At 51.5% G+C, this 17625-nt stretch carries 19 protein-coding genes; 15 read left to right on the top strand and 4 right to left on the bottom strand.

Going from position 1 to position 17625, the window contains the following annotated elements:
- Nucleotides 1–98 precede the first annotated feature (98 nt).
- From KIB08_RS04005 to feoB, 12 genes are all read left to right on the top strand, one after another.
- Nucleotides 99–350 (top strand): type B 50S ribosomal protein L31, encoded by a 252-nt coding sequence (locus KIB08_RS04005; protein WP_024048524.1) that lies wholly within the window; start codon nucleotides 99–101, stop codon nucleotides 348–350.
- Between the two features lie 107 nt (nucleotides 351–457).
- Entirely contained in the window at nucleotides 458–1285 is an 828-nt protein-coding gene (locus tag KIB08_RS04000) for a DUF1385 domain-containing protein (protein ID WP_303990027.1), read from the top strand.
- Nucleotides 1272–2348 carry a peptide chain release factor 1 gene (gene prfA / locus KIB08_RS03995; RefSeq protein ID WP_303989915.1) on the top strand — a complete coding sequence of 359 codons (1077 nt, stop codon included), beginning with the start codon at nucleotides 1272–1274 and terminating at the stop codon, nucleotides 2346–2348. The genes KIB08_RS04000 and prfA overlap by 14 nt, the downstream gene beginning before the upstream one ends.
- Nucleotides 2348–3205 carry a peptide chain release factor N(5)-glutamine methyltransferase gene (prmC, locus tag KIB08_RS03990; RefSeq protein ID WP_303989913.1) on the top strand — a complete coding sequence of 286 codons (858 nt, stop codon included), beginning with the start codon at nucleotides 2348–2350 and terminating at the stop codon, nucleotides 3203–3205. The genes prfA and prmC overlap by 1 nt, the downstream gene beginning before the upstream one ends.
- Nucleotides 3202–4230: an L-threonylcarbamoyladenylate synthase gene (locus tag KIB08_RS03985; RefSeq protein WP_303989912.1), complete on the top strand. Its 1029-nt coding sequence runs from the start codon at nucleotides 3202–3204 to the stop codon at nucleotides 4228–4230. Before prmC ends, KIB08_RS03985 begins: the two co-directional genes overlap by 4 nt.
- The gene (locus KIB08_RS03980) at nucleotides 4231–4695 is read left to right on the top strand and encodes a low molecular weight protein arginine phosphatase (RefSeq protein WP_303989908.1); all 465 of its coding nucleotides are present in this window, start codon (nucleotides 4231–4233) and stop codon (nucleotides 4693–4695) included. It begins immediately after the preceding gene.
- A gap of 63 nt (nucleotides 4696–4758) precedes the next feature.
- The gene (gene rpiB, locus KIB08_RS03975; protein ID WP_303990024.1) at nucleotides 4759–5214 is read left to right on the top strand and encodes a ribose 5-phosphate isomerase B; all 456 of its coding nucleotides are present in this window, start codon (nucleotides 4759–4761) and stop codon (nucleotides 5212–5214) included.
- Complete coding sequence (locus KIB08_RS03970; RefSeq protein ID WP_303989906.1) at nucleotides 5207–5749, top strand: TIGR01440 family protein; 543 nt, start codon at nucleotides 5207–5209, stop codon at nucleotides 5747–5749. Before rpiB ends, KIB08_RS03970 begins: the two co-directional genes overlap by 8 nt.
- A 26-nt stretch (nucleotides 5750–5775) precedes the next feature.
- The gene (gene glyA / locus KIB08_RS03965) at nucleotides 5776–7011 is read left to right on the top strand and encodes a serine hydroxymethyltransferase (protein WP_303989903.1); all 1236 of its coding nucleotides are present in this window, start codon (nucleotides 5776–5778) and stop codon (nucleotides 7009–7011) included.
- A gap of 11 nt (nucleotides 7012–7022) precedes the next feature.
- Nucleotides 7023–7649 (top strand): uracil phosphoribosyltransferase, encoded by a 627-nt coding sequence (gene upp, locus KIB08_RS03960; protein WP_024048533.1) that lies wholly within the window; start codon nucleotides 7023–7025, stop codon nucleotides 7647–7649.
- A 156-nt stretch (nucleotides 7650–7805) separates the two neighbouring features.
- Complete coding sequence (locus KIB08_RS03955) at nucleotides 7806–8060, top strand: FeoA family protein (protein WP_024048534.1); 255 nt, start codon at nucleotides 7806–7808, stop codon at nucleotides 8058–8060.
- Entirely contained in the window at nucleotides 8047–10431 is a 2385-nt protein-coding gene (feoB, locus tag KIB08_RS03950) for a ferrous iron transport protein B (RefSeq protein WP_024048535.1), read from the top strand. The genes KIB08_RS03955 and feoB overlap by 14 nt, the downstream gene beginning before the upstream one ends.
- Before the next feature lie 229 nt (nucleotides 10432–10660).
- Here feoB and KIB08_RS03945 read toward each other — a convergent pair whose 3' ends face one another.
- Nucleotides 10661–11176 (bottom strand): nitroreductase family protein, encoded by a 516-nt coding sequence (locus tag KIB08_RS03945; protein WP_024048537.1) that lies wholly within the window; start codon nucleotides 11174–11176, stop codon nucleotides 10661–10663.
- A 9-nt stretch (nucleotides 11177–11185) separates the two neighbouring features.
- On the bottom strand, nucleotides 11186–11542 hold the full coding sequence (locus KIB08_RS03940; protein ID WP_024048538.1) for an arsenate reductase family protein: 357 nt from the start codon (nucleotides 11540–11542) through the stop codon (nucleotides 11186–11188).
- An 84-nt stretch (nucleotides 11543–11626) separates the two neighbouring features.
- On the opposite strand from KIB08_RS03940, the gene KIB08_RS03935 reads away from it, so the two are divergent.
- Complete coding sequence (locus KIB08_RS03935) at nucleotides 11627–12193, top strand: DsbA family oxidoreductase (protein WP_024048539.1); 567 nt, start codon at nucleotides 11627–11629, stop codon at nucleotides 12191–12193.
- Nucleotides 12194–12230: 37 nt separating this feature from the next.
- Here KIB08_RS03935 and fba read toward each other — a convergent pair whose 3' ends face one another.
- Nucleotides 12231–13160, bottom strand: coding sequence for a class II fructose-1,6-bisphosphate aldolase (fba, locus tag KIB08_RS03930; RefSeq protein WP_024048540.1), 930 nt, complete (start codon nucleotides 13158–13160; stop codon nucleotides 12231–12233).
- 18 nt (nucleotides 13161–13178) lie between these two features.
- Complete coding sequence (locus tag KIB08_RS03925; protein WP_024048541.1) at nucleotides 13179–14063, bottom strand: RluA family pseudouridine synthase; 885 nt, start codon at nucleotides 14061–14063, stop codon at nucleotides 13179–13181.
- A 155-nt stretch (nucleotides 14064–14218) separates the two neighbouring features.
- Between KIB08_RS03925 and polA the strand changes: the two genes are divergently transcribed.
- A complete protein-coding gene (polA, locus tag KIB08_RS03920; protein ID WP_303989889.1) occupies nucleotides 14219–16813 on the top strand; it encodes a DNA polymerase I in 2595 nt (864 codons plus the stop codon).
- Nucleotides 16813–17625 carry a bifunctional DNA-formamidopyrimidine glycosylase/DNA-(apurinic or apyrimidinic site) lyase gene (gene mutM / locus KIB08_RS03915; RefSeq protein ID WP_303989886.1) on the top strand — a complete coding sequence of 271 codons (813 nt, stop codon included), beginning with the start codon at nucleotides 16813–16815 and terminating at the stop codon, nucleotides 17623–17625. The genes polA and mutM overlap by 1 nt, the downstream gene beginning before the upstream one ends.

Below are 17625 nucleotides of genomic sequence, written 5' to 3'. Positions count from 1 at the left end.
ATATAAAAATAAGGCATCGCAAGTAATTTATCTTGCATTTGATATGGGCATTTGTTATACTATCTTAGTGTCAGTATGTTAAGAAAAGAGGTGCAACTGTGAAGAAAGGAATTCATCCCGAATATCATCCGGTCGTATTCCAAGACGCCGGCGCGGATTACGCGTTTTTGACTCGTTCCACCATGACGTCGAGCCAGACAATTAAATGGGAAGACGGCAACGAATACCCCCTGGTCAACGTGGATATCAGTAGCAAATCGCATCCGTACTATACGGGCCAGCAGCGTTTCGCGAAAGCGCGCGGCCGTATTGAAAAATTCAATAAACGATACGGCAAAGAGAGCGAATAAAAGGGTAGGCAGGCGCGTACAGTGTCTGTCTATTTTTATACATAAATGAAAGTAGGAATTTGGTGAAAAAAGCTTATGTAGGAGGTCAGGCGGTCATCGAAGGTGTGATGATGCGCGGGCCGGAGTATGTTGTCACGGCGGTTCGTGATGCCGGCGGCGAGATCATTGTGAAAAAGGACAGGGCTTTGCCTTTGGGCGTGAAGTATCCGGTTTTAAGCAAGCCTTTGCTGCGCGGTATGGTGGCGCTGTACGAATCGCTTGTGATCGGCATGCGCTCCCTGATGTTTTCGGCGCAGGTCGCGGGCGAAGAGGACGAAAAGCTCGATGACAAAGAGATTTATATTACGATGGCGGTGTCGACTGTGTTTGCCGCGGTTTTATTTTTGGCGATTCCGACATACGCGGCGAAATTTATCCCGGGTACGGGTTCCAACCATATTCTGTTGAATCTGGCGGAAGGAATCCTGCGGCTCCTGATCTTTTTAGCGTATTTATACGGTATCTCACGAACGAAAGACATTCAGCGCGTGTTCGAGTATCATGGCGCCGAGCATAAAACGATTTACTGCTATGAAAAAAATTTACCGCTGACGGTCGAAAATGTCCGTCCGCAATCCCGATTGCATCCGCGTTGCGGTACAAACTTTTTGTTGATGGTTGTGATTGTCAGCATTTTTGTATTTGCTTTTTTAGGCTGGCCAAGTTTGTGGGAGCGCTTTCTTTCCCGCATCATTTTGATGCCGGTCGTAGCGGGTCTTGCCTACGAATGGATTCGTCTGGCTGCGCGCAGCGACAATTCAGTGGTGCAGGCATTGGTGAAGCCGGGGCTGTGGTTGCAGAATATTACCACTCGTCCGCCGGATGACAGTCAGATCGAAGTCGCTATTGCCGCGATGAACGCGGCAAAACCGCAGGAGGAATATGTTAGAGGATAAATTACAAACGGTGGAAGATACCTTTTTGGATTTAGAGCAGCAAATCAGCGATCCGGACGTTATCGCGCAGCAGGCAAAGTGGCGCGCGTTGATGCAACAGCACGCCGCCTTGGCGGAAACGGTCGAAACGTTTCGCGAGTACAAAAAAGCCGTGGCCGGTATCCGTGAAGCGGAAGAATTGCTGAACGATAAAGACCAGGACGCGGATATGCTGGCTCTGGCCAAAGAGGAACTTGCCGAGAATAAACAGGCGAAAACGGAACTTGCCGAGCGGTTGAAAATCTTATTATTACCGAAAGACCCCAACGATGAGAAAAATGTCATCGTGGAAATCCGCGCCGGTGCCGGCGGTGATGAGGCGGCTTTATTCGCCGCGGAATTAATGCGCATGTATACGCATTACGCCGAAGCGCAAGGCTGGCATTGTGATTTGATCGATTGGAATGAAACCGGTTTGGGCGGCTATAAAGAAGTCGTCTTTTCGATCACGGGAGCCGGCGCGTATTCCAAATTGAAATACGAAAGCGGCGTACATCGCGTGCAACGCGTGCCCGAAACCGAAAGCGGCGGTCGTGTCCACACATCGACGGTGACGGTGGCCATTTTACCGGAAGCGGAAGATGTGGAAATCGAAATCAAACCGTCGGATCTGCGCATCGATACGTATTGCGCATCGGGGGCCGGCGGTCAGTACGTCAACCGTACGGAAACCGCTGTACGCATTACGCACTTGCCGACCGGCCTGGTAGTGACCTGCCAGGATGAGAAAAGTCAGGCCAAAAATAAAGATAAGGCAATGCGCGTACTAAAAGCGCGCCTTTACGATTTAGCGCAACAGGAAGCGGATGCGAAACTGGCGGCTGACCGTAAGAGTCAAGTGGGAACCGGCGATCGTTCCGAACGCATTCGCACGTATAATTTCCCGCAAGGCCGCGTGACGGATCATCGTATCAATGTAACGATTTACCAGCTGCAGGCGGTACTTGACGGCGATTTGGAAGAACTGTTATCCGGTTTGATTGCCGCGGATCAGGCGGCCAAACTGGCGGAAAGCGAGAACTGATGGCGAACGAGCTCTGGACGATCGGTCGTATGTTGCAATGGTTGGTGGCGTATTTTACCAAGCACGAAATAGAAAATCCGCGCTTGGATGCCGACTTATTGGTGGCGGAAGTGCTCGATGTCAATCGACTGTATTTGTATACGCACTTTGAACGTCCGCTCGAAGCGTCCGAACTCGCCCGACTGAAAACATATATTCAACGTCGCATCGAAGGCTACAGCGTTGCGGCGATCGTCGGTAAAAAAGAATTTATGCGCTTGCCTTTCGTGGTGACAAAAGATGTTTTGATCCCGCGTCCGGCGACGGAAACGCTCGTGGAAACGGTACTGGAGCACTGCGGTGAAACGCCTTTGCGGGTATTGGATATCGGTACCGGCAGCGGCGCGATCATCTTGAGCCTTTTGCACTATCGTCCGCACTGGACGGGCATCGCTTGCGATATCTCCGCTGCCGCCTTGGCGGTTGCGAGGCAAAATGCGGCGCGTTTGGAAGTAAGCGATCGCGTGGAAATAATCGAGAGTGATCTTTTCCGTTCCCTTGCCGACCAAACATTTGATATCATCGTGTCCAATCCGCCGTATATTCCCGATGGGGAGATTGAAGCCCTTGCGCCGGAAGTACGGCACGAACCGATGACTGCGTTGCGCGGCGGAGAAGACGGCTTAGCCATCTACCGCCGAATAATTCCGGCCATGGTACATCATTTGCGCAAAGGCGCGCTTTGTGCGGTGGAGATTGGCGCGGAGCAGGGGGCCGCGGTAAGCGCTCTTGTGCGTGAAGTGAACGCGTTCAGCGAACCTGCCGTCAGGCAGGATCTGCAGAATCTTGATCGTGTAGTTTGGTGGAAACGGATATGAAAACAAAGTATGTAACAATTGATCACTCACGGCCGCTGGGTCCGCAGGTGGCTCCATGGGGCGAAATTCTGCGGGCCGGCGGCCTTGTCGCATTTCCGACGGAAACGGTATACGGTTTAGGGGCCAACGGCTTGGATAGTGAGGCGGCGAAAAAAATTTATGTTGCCAAAGGACGTCCGAGCGACAATCCTCTGATTTTACATGTGCTGGATCGCGACGGCTTGGCGCCTTTGGTAAAGGAAATTCCGCCGCTTGTTGACCGACTTATTTCCGAATTTTGGCCGGGACCGCTGACGTTGGTATTGCCGAAATCGGACATCGTTCCGACAACCGTGACGGGGGGCGGTGAGACGGTAGCTGTACGGGCACCGAGTCAACCGGTGGCGCGCGCTTTAATTGCCGCGGCAGGCGTACCTTTGGCCGCGCCCAGCGCGAATTTGTCCGGACGGCCGAGTCCGGTGACCGCGCCGGCGGTGCGGCATGATTTAGACGGCAGAGTGGATGCTATTTTAGATGACGGCGCTTGCCGAATCGGCTTGGAATCTACCGTGGTATCACTGCAGGAGAATGAACTTGTCATATATCGACCGGGAGCGATTACCTTGGAAATGCTGTCCGCCTTTGCGCCGACACGTTTGGATTCGGCGCTTGTCACCGGTCAAGGCATTCCGAAAGCGCCGGGTATGAAGTACCGTCATTACGCGCCGCGTGTACCGGTGTATTTATATACGGGAGAAACTGAAAAAATTCGCGCTGCGCTGGCAAAAACGTACGACCCTCGCCGCGGCTACCTGGTAAGCGCCGAGACGTCGCGCGCCTTACCTGCCGGTGAGAACATCTATATTTGGGGCGACGCAGCTGACGCTGCGGCGTATGCGGCGCATTTATACCAGGGCTTGCTGTATCTTGACGAGACGGCGGCGGAGGAGATTTATGCCGAAGGTGTTTCCGATCAGGGCATCGGGCTTGCGGTCATGAATCGTCTTTTGAAAGCGGCTGCGTACCAGGTTCGAGAGGTGAAATAAATGAAAGTCGTATTTGTATGTACGGGCAATACCTGTCGCAGTCCGATGGCGGAAGCGATGTGGCGATATTTAATGAAAGATGTTACTGACGATTCATACACGGTCCATTCGGCGGGGTTGGCGCCGGCCATCGGTATGCCGGCGGCGCCGTTGGCAGTGGCGGAACTGTCACGTCGTGAGATTCCGTTTTCCGGGCATACCGCGAAAGCATTGACACGGGACATGTTACAAAATTCGGATGCGGTTGTGGTGATGACGCAAAGTCAACGGGATCTTTTACGGCGCTCGTTCGGTGAGTTGGAAAAGAAAATCCAAACACTTGGCGAATGGAGCGGTTTGGGCGGAGAAATCCCCGATCCTTTCGGCGGTGACGCAAGCTTGTATGCGCAATGCGCAAGCTCGATTTGGGAGCATCTGGTAGCGGCGAAACAAAGACTCTATCCGGAGCATGGCAACACAAAATAAGTGTACTTTTTATGCCCTTACCGCCTGTTTTATGGTAGGATAGAACTACCAAGGAGGGATATGATGAAGATAGTGATCGGCAGTGATCATGGCGGATTTCATTTGAAAGAAGCGATTCGTCGTGAGCTCGCAGAGGAAGGTTATGAAGTAAAAGATGTGGGGACTCACTCGTTAGATTCTTGTGATTATCCCTTAATTGCGCAGGATGCCACTGCGGCGATACTCGCCGGTGAAGCCGAGCTGGGCATTTTGATTTGCGGCACGGGGATCGGGATCGGCATCGCCGCGAACAAAGTGCCGGGCATTCGTGCCGCGCTTTGTCACGATGTCTTTTCCGCGAAAGCATCGCGTGCGCATAATAATGCCAACATTTTGACGATGGGAGAGCGCGTCATCGGGCCGGGTTTGGCGCTGGAAATTGTGCACGCCTTTTTGGAAGGTCAATTTGAAGGCGGTCGTCACGAGCGTCGGGTGAACGAAATTACCGTACTGGAACAAGGGGGTTCTACGCATGAGTGAAATATATGAACAGACCAAAGCGGCTTTTAACGAACTTTGTGAGATCGCGCAATTTGCTCCGCAGGACTTAATCGTGGTTGGCGGTTCATCCAGTGAAATTCGCGGCGGTCATATCGGCAAAGACAGCTCCGCGGAAGTGGGCGAAGAAGCGATCAGGGCATTGATGGAAGTGGCGCAGGCGCAACATTTGGAATTGGCGATTCAATGCTGCGAACATCTAAACCGCGCGCTGGTTGTCGAACGCAAAACGGCGGAACGCTTACATTTGCAACAAGTCACGGTCGTGCCGTGGCTGCATGCGGGCGGTTCTTTTTCTACCAATGCCATGGCGCTTTTTGACGATCCGGTTGTGGTGGAGGAAGTATCGGCGGCGGGCGGCTTGGACATCGGTTGCACGATGATCGGCATGCATTTGCGTCGCGTGGTAGTGCCGGTACGATTGCAGCAAAATCATATCGGGTCGGCTTTGGTAGTCGCGGCTCGAACAAGATTTCCGCTGATCGGAGGCGAACGAGCCCGGTATACAAAAGCATAAAATTTTCATTGAGTAGGAGGATGATCATGCGAAAATTACGCGAACAGGATGCAGAATTATTTGCTTACATTACCGATGAATTGCATCGGCAGCAAAACAAATGGGAACTGATTGCTTCAGAAAACTTTGTCAGTGAAGCAGTCCTCGAAGCCCAAGGCTGTATTTTAACGAATAAATACGCTGAAGGGTATCCGGGAAAACGTTACTACGGCGGCTGCCAATTTGTCGATAAAGTAGAGAATTTGGCGCGCGATCGAGCCAAAGAACTGTTTGGCTGTGACCATGTTAACGTGCAGCCACATTCCGGTTCACAGGCCAATTTCGGTGTATATTTCGCGTTGCTCAAGCCGAATGACACGATCATGGGCATGGACCTTTCCCATGGCGGCCATTTGACCCACGGCAGTCCGGTCAATGTTTCGGGCAGCTACTTCAATGTCGTTTCCTACGGGGTGGATCGGGAAACGGAACGTATCGATTATGACGCGATGGAAAAAATCGCCCGCGAAGCGAGACCGAAGCTGATTATCGGCGGCGGCAGCGCGTACTCGCGGATCATTGATTTTGAACGTATGGCGGCGATTGCGCATGCCGTCGATGCAATTTTCATGGTGGACATGGCGCACATTGCAGGTCTTGTCGCGGCGGGTGTACATCCGAGTCCGGTGCCGTTTGCCGATATCGTAACAACGACTACGCACAAAACTTTGCGCGGACCTCGCGGTGGTATGATCATGGCGACGGAAAAATATGCGAAGGCCGTTGACAAAGCGATTTTCCCGGGCATCCAGGGCGGGCCGTTGATGCATGTCATTGCCGCCAAAGCGGTAGCTTTCGGCGAAGCATTGCAGCCGGAATTTAAAGCCTATGCGAAACAGATTATCGCCAATGCCAAAGTACTTGGCGACACATTGGTGGAAAACGGTTTGCGTGCCGTCACGGGCGGTACGGACAATCATTTGTTGCTGATTGATGTACAAGGTCTCGGGATCACCGGCAAAGACGCGGAACATGTTTTGGATGAAGTGGGCATTACCTGTAACAAGAATACGATTCCGTTCGAAACGCAAAGTCCGTTCATCACGAGCGGTATTCGTCTCGGTTCGCCGGCCTTGACGACACGCGGTTTCAAGGAAGAAGATTTCAAAACGGTAGGGCGTGTGATCGCGTCTGTTTTGAAAGCACCGCAGGATGCATCCGTCGCGGAAAAAGCACGTAAAGAAGTCGCGACACTTTGTGAAAAATATCCGATTTATAAATAACGGGAGCGCTTATGGCTGTACATATTCTGGATCATCCGCTGATTCAACATAAAGTCACTTTAATTCGTGACAAAAATACAAGTTCCAAAGATTTTCGTGAACTTCTGCAGGAAATTACATTGCTGATGGGTTACGAAATCACGCGTGATTTGCCATTGGAAGATGTCGAAGTGGAAACGCCGATCACTAAGACGATAGGTAAACGTCTGGCCGGCAAAAAAATGGGCATTGTGCCCGTACTGCGTGCCGGTCTCGGCATGGTTGAAGCGTTGCTTGATTTGATTCCGAGTGCGCGCGTCGGTCATATCGGTTTGTATCGTGATCCGCAAACATTGAAGCCGGTGGAATACTATTGCAAGTTGCCGTCCGATATCGGGGAGCGCTTTTTCATCGTTACTGACCCGATGCTTGCGACCGGCGGTTCGGCTTCAGCTGCGATTACGCTTTTGAAAGAGCGCGGTGCGAAAACGATTAAGTTGATGTGCCTTGTCGCGGCCCCGCAAGGCGTTGAAGTGGTACAAAAAGAACATCCCGATGTGGATATCTATGTAGCGGTTCTTGATGATCATCTTAACGAAAAAGGATATATTGTTCCCGGTCTGGGCGACGCGGGCGACAGAATCTTCGGCACTAAATAAAAAAGCTGCGCAAGCAGCTTTTTTATTTTACTTTATGTGAAATCAAAAGCTTTGCCGGGCAATGTATACTTATTAAAAATAATTTTGCGAGACGATATCAAAAAGGTAAAGGACTGTGGTATAATGAAAAATCATAAAACGAGGAGGTCCACCATAATGGCGGAGCGGACATTAGCGCAGTTGCGCCCGGGAGAAACGGGCGAGATTACACGTGTCGAGGGGCGCGGTAATGTGCAGCATCGATTGATTGATATGGGAGTTGTACGAGGGGCTCGGGCAACGGTGATGAAAGAGGCACCCCTGGGCGATCCGATCGAAATTAAAGTCAAAGGTTTTAACTTATCTTTACGCAAGGCAGAAGCCGAGATGATTTACGTAAAGACGCAGGAGGAACAAGATGAAAGCGATTAAAATTGCGTTGGCGGGCAATCCAAACTGCGGCAAAACGACGGTTTTCAATAATCTCACCGGGGCGCGTCAACATGTGGGCAACTATCCCGGTGTCACGGTGGAACGCAAAGAGGGCCATAAACGTTTTGCAGGCATTGACATGCTGTTTTTGGATTTGCCGGGCACGTACAGTTTGACCGCCCGTTCTTTGGACGAAGTGGTAGCTCGTAACACCATTATTAACGAACGTCCCGATGTGATCGTCAATGTCCAGGATGCTTCCAACCTGGAGCGTAACCTGTACTTGACCGCACAGCTTGTCGAGTTGGGACAGCCGGTCGTGATTGCGTTGAACATGGTCGACGTGGCAGACCAGATGGGCATCCATATCGATTTACGAAAATTAAGTGACGCATTGGGCATCACTGTCGTACAAACGGTAGGCAGCCGCAACGTCGGAACCGTTGCGTTGCTGGAAGATGTGGCGCGTGTTGCCAAGGAAGGCAAGGCGCCGCAGATTAAGATCGACTACGGTCCGACGCTGGAACATTTGATCACTACCATGACAACAGCGATCCAAGCCCAGACGGATATTCAGTATCCGATACGCTGGCTGGCGATTAAGCTGTTGGAAAATGATCAGGAAGTACAAGAAGCGTTGCAACAACGCGGCGGTATGGAAGACGTACTCAACTTGGCGCATTGTTTACGAAATTCATTACCGAAAGAAATTGACGCAGAATTTATTTTTGCGGAAAAGCGCCACCAATTTGCAGTACAGATATTTCAACAGGCGGTAACGGTAGACCCCACATTACATGAAACACGTTCGGATAAAATCGATAAAGTATTGACGCATCGCTTTTTCGGACCGCTTATTTTTGCGGGTATGATGTGGCTGCTGTTTAACGCGGTATTCACATTGGGGGCGTATCCGCAGGAATGGCTCGATGGAGTGATTACAGACTTCGGCACTTGGCTTACCACCGTTTTGCCGGAAGGAGCCATCCAATCGCTTGTTGTGGACGGAATTGTTGGCGGCGTCGGCGCGGTTTTGAGTTTCTTGCCTTTGATTTTAATTTTATTCGCTGGCATTGCGCTTTTGGAAGATAGCGGTTACATGGCGCGTGCCGCGTTTATTTTAGATCGCATGATGCATGCGGTAGGTTTGCACGGCAAGTCGTTTATTATGTTGCTGCTGGGTTTCGGTTGTACAGTGCCGGCCGTCATGGGCACACGTTCGCTGGATAATCCGCGGGATCGTATGGTGACGATGTTGGTCGCGCCGATGATGAGTTGCGGCGCGCGTTTGCCGGTATATACGCTGTTGATCGGTGCTTTCTTTACCGCGAAGTGGGCGGGGACAGTGCTTTTCGGCATTTACATGCTGGGCATCGTGCTGGCGATTGTGCTGGCGCTGGCTTTCCGTAAATTTTTATTCCCGGGAGAAAGGGAACCGTTCGTTATGGAAATGCCGGAGTACCACGTTCCGACGCTAAAGGGTGTTTTGCTTCACATGTGGGAACGAGCGGTGCTATACTTTAAAAAAGCAGGCACGTTTATTTTGGCGGCTTCTGTGGTTGTTTGGTTTATTACCGTATATCCGCAAAATGTCCCGCTTGATCAGGATTATGACGCGTTGCGTGCCGCCGCGACACAGGAATATCAAACCCAAGCGGAAGCAGTGCTTGCGCCGTTTGCCATTAACGAAATCAATGAGAATCCGGCACTTTTCCAAGCGGTGGCAACGTTGGAAACCTTGCAGACGCAAAATGAGGAAGCGCTGGCCGCGGCGCAAGAAGAAGGAAACGCCGCCGAAGAAGAAACGCTTGCCAAGTCGTTTACCGCATATGGTCGGGAATTTCCGGTGGCGTTGCAATCGGTGGCCGAGACACAGCCGCAATACTACCCGTATGCGTTGGAATATTTTGCCTTAACGAAAGATCACGAAGAAGAAATGGCGGCGATTGATCGTGCGGAAAGTGCCGATCAACTTGCTCACAGCTATGCAGGACAATTCGGACACATGATCGAACCTGTCTTGCAACCGCTCGGCTTTAATTGGAAAATCGGCGTTTCGCTGGTAGCTGCTTTAACGGCGAAAGAAGTGTTGGTAAGTTCGCTCGGCACGATCTACAGCATGCAAGCCGATCCGGATGACAGCAGCGGTTTGATGGAACGTCTTGCCGCGGATCCCGCGTTTGATCCGTTGATTGCGCTCAGTCTGATGGTCTTTGTTTTGTTATACTGTCCGTGTCTGGCCGTACTCGCTGTGATGCGTCGGGAAACTGACTCGTTTCGTTGGCCGGCATTTGTCTTTATGTATTGTACGTCGCTTGCCTGGGTGTGCTCCTTTGTGGTTTATCAAGGCGGTCGGATGCTCGGATTTTGAGGTGAGAATATGCAAACTGTTTTTATAGGGGTGGCAGTGCTGGCGGCATTTGTCTACCTGACATGGCATTTTTGGCACGGTCTGCACGAAGAAAATTCCTGCACAAATTGCCCGGGGTGCACCGGTGACAAAAAAATGACAGGTTGCTCGTGCTGTTCCGCCGCTACTGGGGCACGCAAACAAAAATTATCGAAATAAAAAGAGCTGCGCAAAGCGCAGCTCTTTTTATTTATAAACGATCGACCGTCATTTTACTTTCTTTATGACGAGCTTTGAGTGGTCTCATCGGTTCGCCGATGGCAAGCGCTCCCATGGGCACGAAATTGGCCGGTACACGTGCTCCGTTGAGATAACGGGCATCTTTGCCGAGTTGCTGGATGGCACCGCAAATGTAGCAGGACCCTAAACCGAGCGCAGTGGCGGCCAGATGCATTTGGGTAACGATACAACCCGTATCGGCATTACGCAAACCGGAGGTCACTTTTTCATCAGCGAAAACAACGATCAGTGCCGGGGCATCATAAATCGGATTGCCTGTATTGCCGCGTTCTAACCATTCTTCCTCGAGCTTTTTCAACACACCTTCGGCCGTGATGACAGTCAAATGATAGGATTCATAACGACTCAACGAAATCGGCGCTGTGACACCGGCGTGCACAATATTCTCTAAAGCGTCGGCAGCTACGGGATTCGTCCGGTAATTTCGGGTAGATTGACGCAGGGCAAGCGCTTCTTTAAACTCCATATAGTCCTCCTATTTAAGTAACGCGGCTTCCCATTCCGTTTGGCGAAAACCGGTTAGAATATGGTCATCATCAATCACCAAGAGGGGCCGCTTGATCAGCATGCCGTCACGGGACAGCTCTTTGGCAAACTCTTCATCGGAAAGTGTCAGACGGCGTTTGGCCAAGCCGCTTGACCGATATAATTGACCGCTCGTATTGGCAAATTTTGTCAGCGGCTGATTGGTTTTTTTACTCCAGCGGAGAAGATCTTTTGCGGTCGGCGGATCTTCCACGATCAGTCTTTCTTCATAACGGATATTGTTATCGTCCAACCAGGCTTTGGCGCGTCGGCAGGTACTGCATTTCGGATAATAAATAAAAAGCATATCTATACCCCCCCCTTTTGCGTATATTATACCATGTTCATTTTTGCGATATAATGAAAACAGGAACACAAAGGAGGAATAGTAATGTCCAAAATTCGTGTTTATTTCGATTTCGTTTGCCCGTACTGCTACCATGCTTGGGGCAGTTTACGAAAATTACAGGAGCAAAAAGATATCTGCCTGGAGTGGTACGGCTGGGAAATTCATCCTGAATGGCGTAACCGTAAAGCCAAAGAAAAATATGCCGGCGAACGCGCGCGCGAACAGTTTGCTGAACTCGGTAAAGAGGCCGGCATTAATGCGACGACTGCCAGATGGGATGCGTCGAGCTTTGACGCCTTGCGTGTATTGGAACTCGCGCAGGAGCAGGGTAAAGCCGATGCCTGGGTCGACCGTGTTTACACGGGCGCGTACCAGGAAGAGGGCGACATGAGCGACCGCGCAACGCTCGCAAAGTGGGCGGAGGAAGTAGGATTGAGCGGCGCTGCCGAAGTGTTGGTGGGAGAGCAATATGCTGACACCTTGAAAGAGCATGATCGGCATTGTATGGAGATTGCGTTGGAGTATGTCCCCACACTCGAAAAAGACGGCGAGATCATTGCCGATGGCGTTTTAACTTATACCGATATCGAAAAAGCACTGGCACAATGACAATAAAAAAGAGAGCCTTTCGGCTCTCTTTTTTTGTTTAAATGCGGTTCGAACTGTTAAGTACGTGTTTGATTTTATGTTGTACCATGCCTTTAATGGCGGCACGACCGGCGCCCAAGTATGTACGGGGGTCAAAATCAGCCGGATGATTTTGCAAGTGTTCACGAATCGAAGCCGTCATCGCTAAGCGCAAATCGGTATCGATATTAATCTTGCAAACGCCCATGGTACCGGCTTTACGCAGCATTTCTTCCGGCACACCGCGTGCACCGGCGACGTCGCCGCCGTATTCATTACACTTCTCGACAAATTCGGGAATGACGGTGGAAGCGCCGTGCAAAACGATCGGATATCCGGGCATCAGTTCAGAAATGTGTTGCAGACGTTCAAAATCAAGATACGGTTCGCCTTTGAATTTGTACGCGCCGTGGCTGGTGCCGATCGCAATCGCGAGCGAGTCGCAACCGGTGCGTTCGACAAATTCTACAGCCTGATCCGGATCGGTGAACCGGGCGTCACGCGCGGATACGGAGATGTCGTCTTCGACACCGGCCAAGCGCCCGAGCTCCGCTTCGACGACAACGCCTTTCGAATGCGCGTATTCAACGACCTTTTTGGTCAACGCGATATTTTCTTCAAAGGGATGTTTGGAGCCGTCGATCATGACGGAATTAAAACCGCCATCGACGCAGGCTTTACAAATTTCAAAATCTTCGCCGTGATCCAAGTGCAGACAGATCGGCAGGCCCGTATCACTGACAGCGGCCTCCACCAATTTGACAAGGTAAATATGACGGGCATATTTACGGGCGCCGGCGGAAACCTGCAAAATTAACGGTGACTGTTCTTCTTTCGCGGCATCGACAATGCCCTGGATGATCTCCATATTGTTGACATTGAATGCGCCGATCGCGTATTTCCCTTCATACGCTTTTTTAAACATTTCAGTAGAGCTGACAAGCGGCATGAGATAACCTCCTTAAGGCTAACGGAAATAATGAGATAAATGCCGTTCAAGAACGGCGTTCATATCCGGTGCAAGCGGCGCGCTGACGCGAACCGTTTGGCCGGTATATGGCTGCATGAAAGTAAGGGTAGCGGCATGTAAGGCTTGCCGCGCAAGAATATCTCGGGATCCTCCGTACAAATCATCTCCCAGCAGCGGGTAGCCGAGATGGGCGAGGTGCACCCGAATTTGATGCGTTCGTCCGGTTTTCAGACGGATACCGAGGTAGGAAAGTTGTTGATTCGCAGCTAAGCGTGTGACATAGGTAACGGCGGGTTTGCCTGCCGTCAGATTCACTTCACGTAAAATGATACTGTCCTTACGGCGGGCAATCGGCCAGGCAATTTCGGCGTACGGTGTAAAGAATCGCCCGGGCACTAACGCCCTATAGGTACGCTCGACCGACGCCAAGTGGTTGCGGTTGAGCGCATGCTGCGCCTGTGGCGATTTTGCCACAAGAACCAATCCTGAAGTATTTTTGTCCAAACGTTGTACGAGATGCGGATATGCATCCGTATCATGCCGTTCGAAATACGCGGAAAGCGCATGCAGAAAGGTCTTTTCACGCTCCTTTGCCGTCGCGTGAACCAACATGCCCGCGGGTTTATTGACGACGATATATTGCGCATCTTCATAGCGAATATCCAACGGTATATGCCAGGCCGGCGGTCGCGCGGGAACGGGCCACTCCAGCGAGATTTCCGCGGCGCACGGAGGAAGTGTGTGGAAATCGACACGTCCCCCGTTGCAAAAGACCGTTGCTTCTCTGCGTAAGCGTCGTCGTTCGCGTTGGGAGATACCCAATAAACGTAATTGCTGACTGACGGTCTTACCCGCCAGGGCATCCGTCACTATCCATTTCATCGGCATAACTCTATTATAATATGAAAAGCCTTTGTTTGCGGTATTTTTCGCATCGATGTGCTGACATGTGACAAAGTCGCAAAACACGGTTCGCGGTTGCAAATATGGTATAATGACATGTATTTGAATATAGTATAGCATAATGGGAGGAATCTATGAGCAAACCTCGCCTTGTCTTAATTGACGGTAACAGTTTACTGTATCGCGCGTTCTTTGCGCTACCGGCGTTAACCGATCCGCAGGGAAATCCGACGAATGCGGTATACGGTTTTTTACTGATGTTGGCCAAAGTATTTGAGGATCTTAAGCCGACTTACTTAGCGGTGGCATTTGATAAAGGAAGAGTGACGTTTCGCAATGAGCTGTATGCGGACTATAAGGGAAATCGACCGGATGCCCCCGATGATCTTGCACCGCAGTTCGGTCTGATCCGGGAAGTGCTGCAGACACTCGGGATCGCGCAATACGAAAAAGAAGGCTACGAGGGTGACGATCTGATCGGCACGCTCAGTAAACGCTACCGCGACGAATGCGATGTCGCTATTATCACCGGAGATCGCGATACATTGCAGCTGGTCGACGATGCCACTACCGTGTACCTGACGAAACGGGGCGTGACGCAGTTGGAAGCGATGACGCCGGAGACGGTGTTGGAAAGCACGGGCGTCACGACCGAGCAAATCGTCGACTGGAAAGCGCTCATGGGCGATACCTCCGATAATATTCCGGGCGTCGCTGGTATCGGTCCGAAAACGGCTTCGAAATTGTTACGGCAATTTCCGACGCTCGATGAAATTTTTGCCCGTTTGGACGAGGTCAGCGGCAAAAAACTGGTCGAACGATTGACGGAAAATAAAGACATCGCCTACATTTCTCGCGAACTTGCGACGATTAAAACGGATGTGGAGATTTCGACCGACCTATCCGAGATGGAACCGCAGGGGCGTGTCGATGAAGCTCGTACGCTGTTTGAGCGACTCGGTTTTCGCAGCATGCTCGAAAAAATGCAGGCAGCGCATATTATCACCGGCGACGAAGGCCTTTTTGCGCAACCGTTGCAGGAAGAACCTGCCGACATGAATGTCGTTACCGATGCGAAACCGAGCGTGTTGCAAGATGCGGATCGCGTGGCGGTCAGCGTGACAACCGCGGGTAAAATTCCGCATCTTGTATTGAAAGAACTCGCGGCGCTGGCAGATGATACGCTCTACTATTGGCAGGAGGAATCCGCCACGGAAGCGCTCCGCATCCTTCTCGGCGGCGAAGCGCAGATTATTACCGACCACGCTAAGTTGCTGTACCAGGCGGCGGGCATTTTTACTTCGGTCGCAGAATTATTTGACGTCACATTGGCCGCGTACGTATTAAACCCGACGCGCACCTCGTATCCCGTCACTTACTTAGCGGATGCCTACCACGTACCGGCGCCGTATCCGTATGAGGACGGGGGAAAAATGCTGGCGGCCCGCGCTCAAATGTTTGCACAACTGGTAGAGCCGCTTACGGCGGAATTGAAAGCGAACGGCGCATGGGATCTCTATATGATGTTTGAGATGCCGTTGACGCAAGTGTTGGCGGCAATGGAATGTACGGGGATCGCGATTGATCAGAAAAAACTGGTCGCGTTAAAAAAAGAATTTACTGCGCAGGCGGAAACTCTAGCCGCTGAGATTTATGAATTGGCCGGGGAAACATTTAATATTTTAAGTCCGCAACAATTGTCGAATGTTTTATTTACCAAACTGGAGTTACCGCCGGGACGCAAAACGAAAACCGGTTATTCGACAGACGCCGAAGTTTTGAACGGCTTGCTTAAGAAACACCCGATTGTGTCGAAAGTACTCAACTATCGCACGATCACTAAATTGATTTCAACATATCTTGACGGGATCGCGGAACTGGTGGATCCGGAGACCGAGCGGGTGCATACGACCTTTAATCAAACCGTCACGGCAACGGGACGGCTCAGCAGTTCCGACCCGAACTTGCAAAATATTCCCGTGCGCACGGAGGAAGGTCGTCGGATTCGTTCGCTCTTTGTGCCGGGCGAAGGGGTTAGTGGCTTCATGTCGGCCGACTATTCACAAATTGAATTGCGTATTCTCGCGCATCTTTCCGGGGATGAAAAACTGCGGGAAGCCTTCTTACATCAAGAGGATATCCACCGTCGCACCGCCGCGGAAGTGTTGCATAAAGATCCGAAAGATGTAACGGCGGAGGAACGTTCACATGCCAAGGCGGTCAACTTCGGAATCATTTACGGCATTAGCGATTACGGTTTGGCGCGCGATCTCGGCATCAGCCGCGAAGAGGCGGGCGCGTATATTGAAAAATATCTCGAGCGCTATCCCAAGGTTCGCCAATACATGGCGGATTCGATTGCAGCGGCGAAAGAATCGGGGCGCGCAGAAACGATGTACGGTCGTTTTCGCGTCTTACCGGATATTCACAGCCGCAATTTCAATCGGCGTTCTTTTGCCGAACGCACGGCTCTCAACACGCCGATCCAAGGGGCCGCGGCGGATATTATCAAGCGCGCGATGAATAATGTGTATTGGGCGCTGGTTCGTAACCAGCTGAAAAGTCGCATGCTGCTGCAGGTGCACGATGAACTCGTATTGGAAGTCGTCGAAGAAGAGCGTGAAATCGTTACGCAAATTTTAGAAATGCACATGCCCGGCGCCGCGGAACTGGCGGTGCCGCTGGTAGTAGATATTCACTACGGCACGAATTGGGAGATGGCGAAGTAATGCCGGAATTGCCGGAAGTGGAAGTCATTTGTCGCCAGCTGAACGAAGTGTTGCCCGGCCAGGAAATTACAGAGATAAAAGTTCATCTCGCCAAAGCCTTTGCGGATCCGCAAGGCTTACTCCCGGAACTGATCGGGACCCGTTTTACCGAGGTAAAGCGGCGTGGAAAATACTTGCTGCTCTATACCGAACGGTTGGTGCTCGTAGGGCACTTGCGAATGACGGGCGCGCTTTTATATCGGACGCACGACGCTTCGATTTCGCATGTACGCGTTGAAATCCGGCTCGCGCCGCCGGCTGTATTGTATTTTAAAGATGTGCGCACGTTCGGCGGCCTGACGCTGTTGCGCCGCGCCGATCTTACCATGTATCCGCCGCTGCTGAAATTGGGACCGGAGCCATTTTCTTCGCAGACATCGGAGCTTGTTTTATACACGGCTTCACGAGGACGCAAGGTGGCGCTTAAAACCTTGCTGTTGGATCAGCGGGTCATCGCCGGCGTCGGCAATATTTATGCGGATGAAGCATTATTTCTGGCCGGATTGCGACCGCAAATGCGCGCCGATCGTTTGACACGACCGAAAGCGCGGCGCTTACTGGCAGCACTCAAAACGGTCTTTACGGAAAGTATCGAGGACGGCGGCACGTCATTTCGGGATTACCGCGACAGTGCCGGTAAACGAGGCTTGCATGTGCAACGCCTTGCCGTATACGGGCGCAAAGGTTTACCTTGCAAACGGTGTCAACATCTGTTACAAAGCATTCATTTAGGAGGCAGAACGACAGTGTATTGTCCTCACTGTCAAAAATAA

It is taken from the genome of Negativicoccus succinicivorans (assembly GCF_018372215.1).
In the GTDB taxonomy this organism is placed as follows: domain Bacteria; phylum Bacillota; class Negativicutes; order Veillonellales; family Negativicoccaceae; genus Negativicoccus.
The sequence above is the reverse complement of the archived record's forward strand: the minus strand, read 5'-3'. Positions and strand labels throughout refer to the sequence as shown.

Bases quoted from the DNA above. Each gene is read 5' to 3' on its own strand.
- KIB08_RS04000 (WP_303990027.1), top strand. From the start codon at position 458: ATGATGCGCGGGCCGGAGTATGTTGTCACGGCGGTTCGTGATGCCGGC.
- prfA (WP_303989915.1), top strand. From the start codon at position 1,272: ATGTTAGAGGATAAATTACAAACGGTGGAAGATACCTTTTTGGATTTA.
- prmC (WP_303989913.1), top strand. From the start codon at position 2,348: ATGGCGAACGAGCTCTGGACGATCGGTCGTATGTTGCAATGGTTGGTG.
- KIB08_RS03985 (WP_303989912.1), top strand. From the start codon at position 3,202: ATGAAAACAAAGTATGTAACAATTGATCACTCACGGCCGCTGGGTCCG.
- KIB08_RS03980 (WP_303989908.1), top strand. From the start codon at position 4,231: ATGAAAGTCGTATTTGTATGTACGGGCAATACCTGTCGCAGTCCGATG.
- rpiB (WP_303990024.1), top strand. From the start codon at position 4,759: ATGAAGATAGTGATCGGCAGTGATCATGGCGGATTTCATTTGAAAGAA.
- KIB08_RS03970 (WP_303989906.1), top strand. From the start codon at position 5,207: ATGAGTGAAATATATGAACAGACCAAAGCGGCTTTTAACGAACTTTGT.
- glyA (WP_303989903.1), top strand. From the start codon at position 5,776: ATGCGAAAATTACGCGAACAGGATGCAGAATTATTTGCTTACATTACC.
- upp (WP_024048533.1), top strand. From the start codon at position 7,023: ATGGCTGTACATATTCTGGATCATCCGCTGATTCAACATAAAGTCACT.
- KIB08_RS03955 (WP_024048534.1), top strand. From the start codon at position 7,806: ATGGCGGAGCGGACATTAGCGCAGTTGCGCCCGGGAGAAACGGGCGAG.
- feoB (WP_024048535.1), top strand. From the start codon at position 8,047: ATGAAAGCGATTAAAATTGCGTTGGCGGGCAATCCAAACTGCGGCAAA.
- KIB08_RS03945 (WP_024048537.1), bottom strand. From the start codon at position 11,176: ATGGAGTTTAAAGAAGCGCTTGCCCTGCGTCAATCTACCCGAAATTAC.
- KIB08_RS03940 (WP_024048538.1), bottom strand. From the start codon at position 11,542: ATGCTTTTTATTTATTATCCGAAATGCAGTACCTGCCGACGCGCCAAA.
- KIB08_RS03935 (WP_024048539.1), top strand. From the start codon at position 11,627: ATGTCCAAAATTCGTGTTTATTTCGATTTCGTTTGCCCGTACTGCTAC.
- fba (WP_024048540.1), bottom strand. From the start codon at position 13,160: ATGCCGCTTGTCAGCTCTACTGAAATGTTTAAAAAAGCGTATGAAGGG.
- KIB08_RS03925 (WP_024048541.1), bottom strand. From the start codon at position 14,063: ATGAAATGGATAGTGACGGATGCCCTGGCGGGTAAGACCGTCAGTCAG.
- polA (WP_303989889.1), top strand. From the start codon at position 14,219: ATGAGCAAACCTCGCCTTGTCTTAATTGACGGTAACAGTTTACTGTAT.
- mutM (WP_303989886.1), top strand. From the start codon at position 16,813: ATGCCGGAATTGCCGGAAGTGGAAGTCATTTGTCGCCAGCTGAACGAA.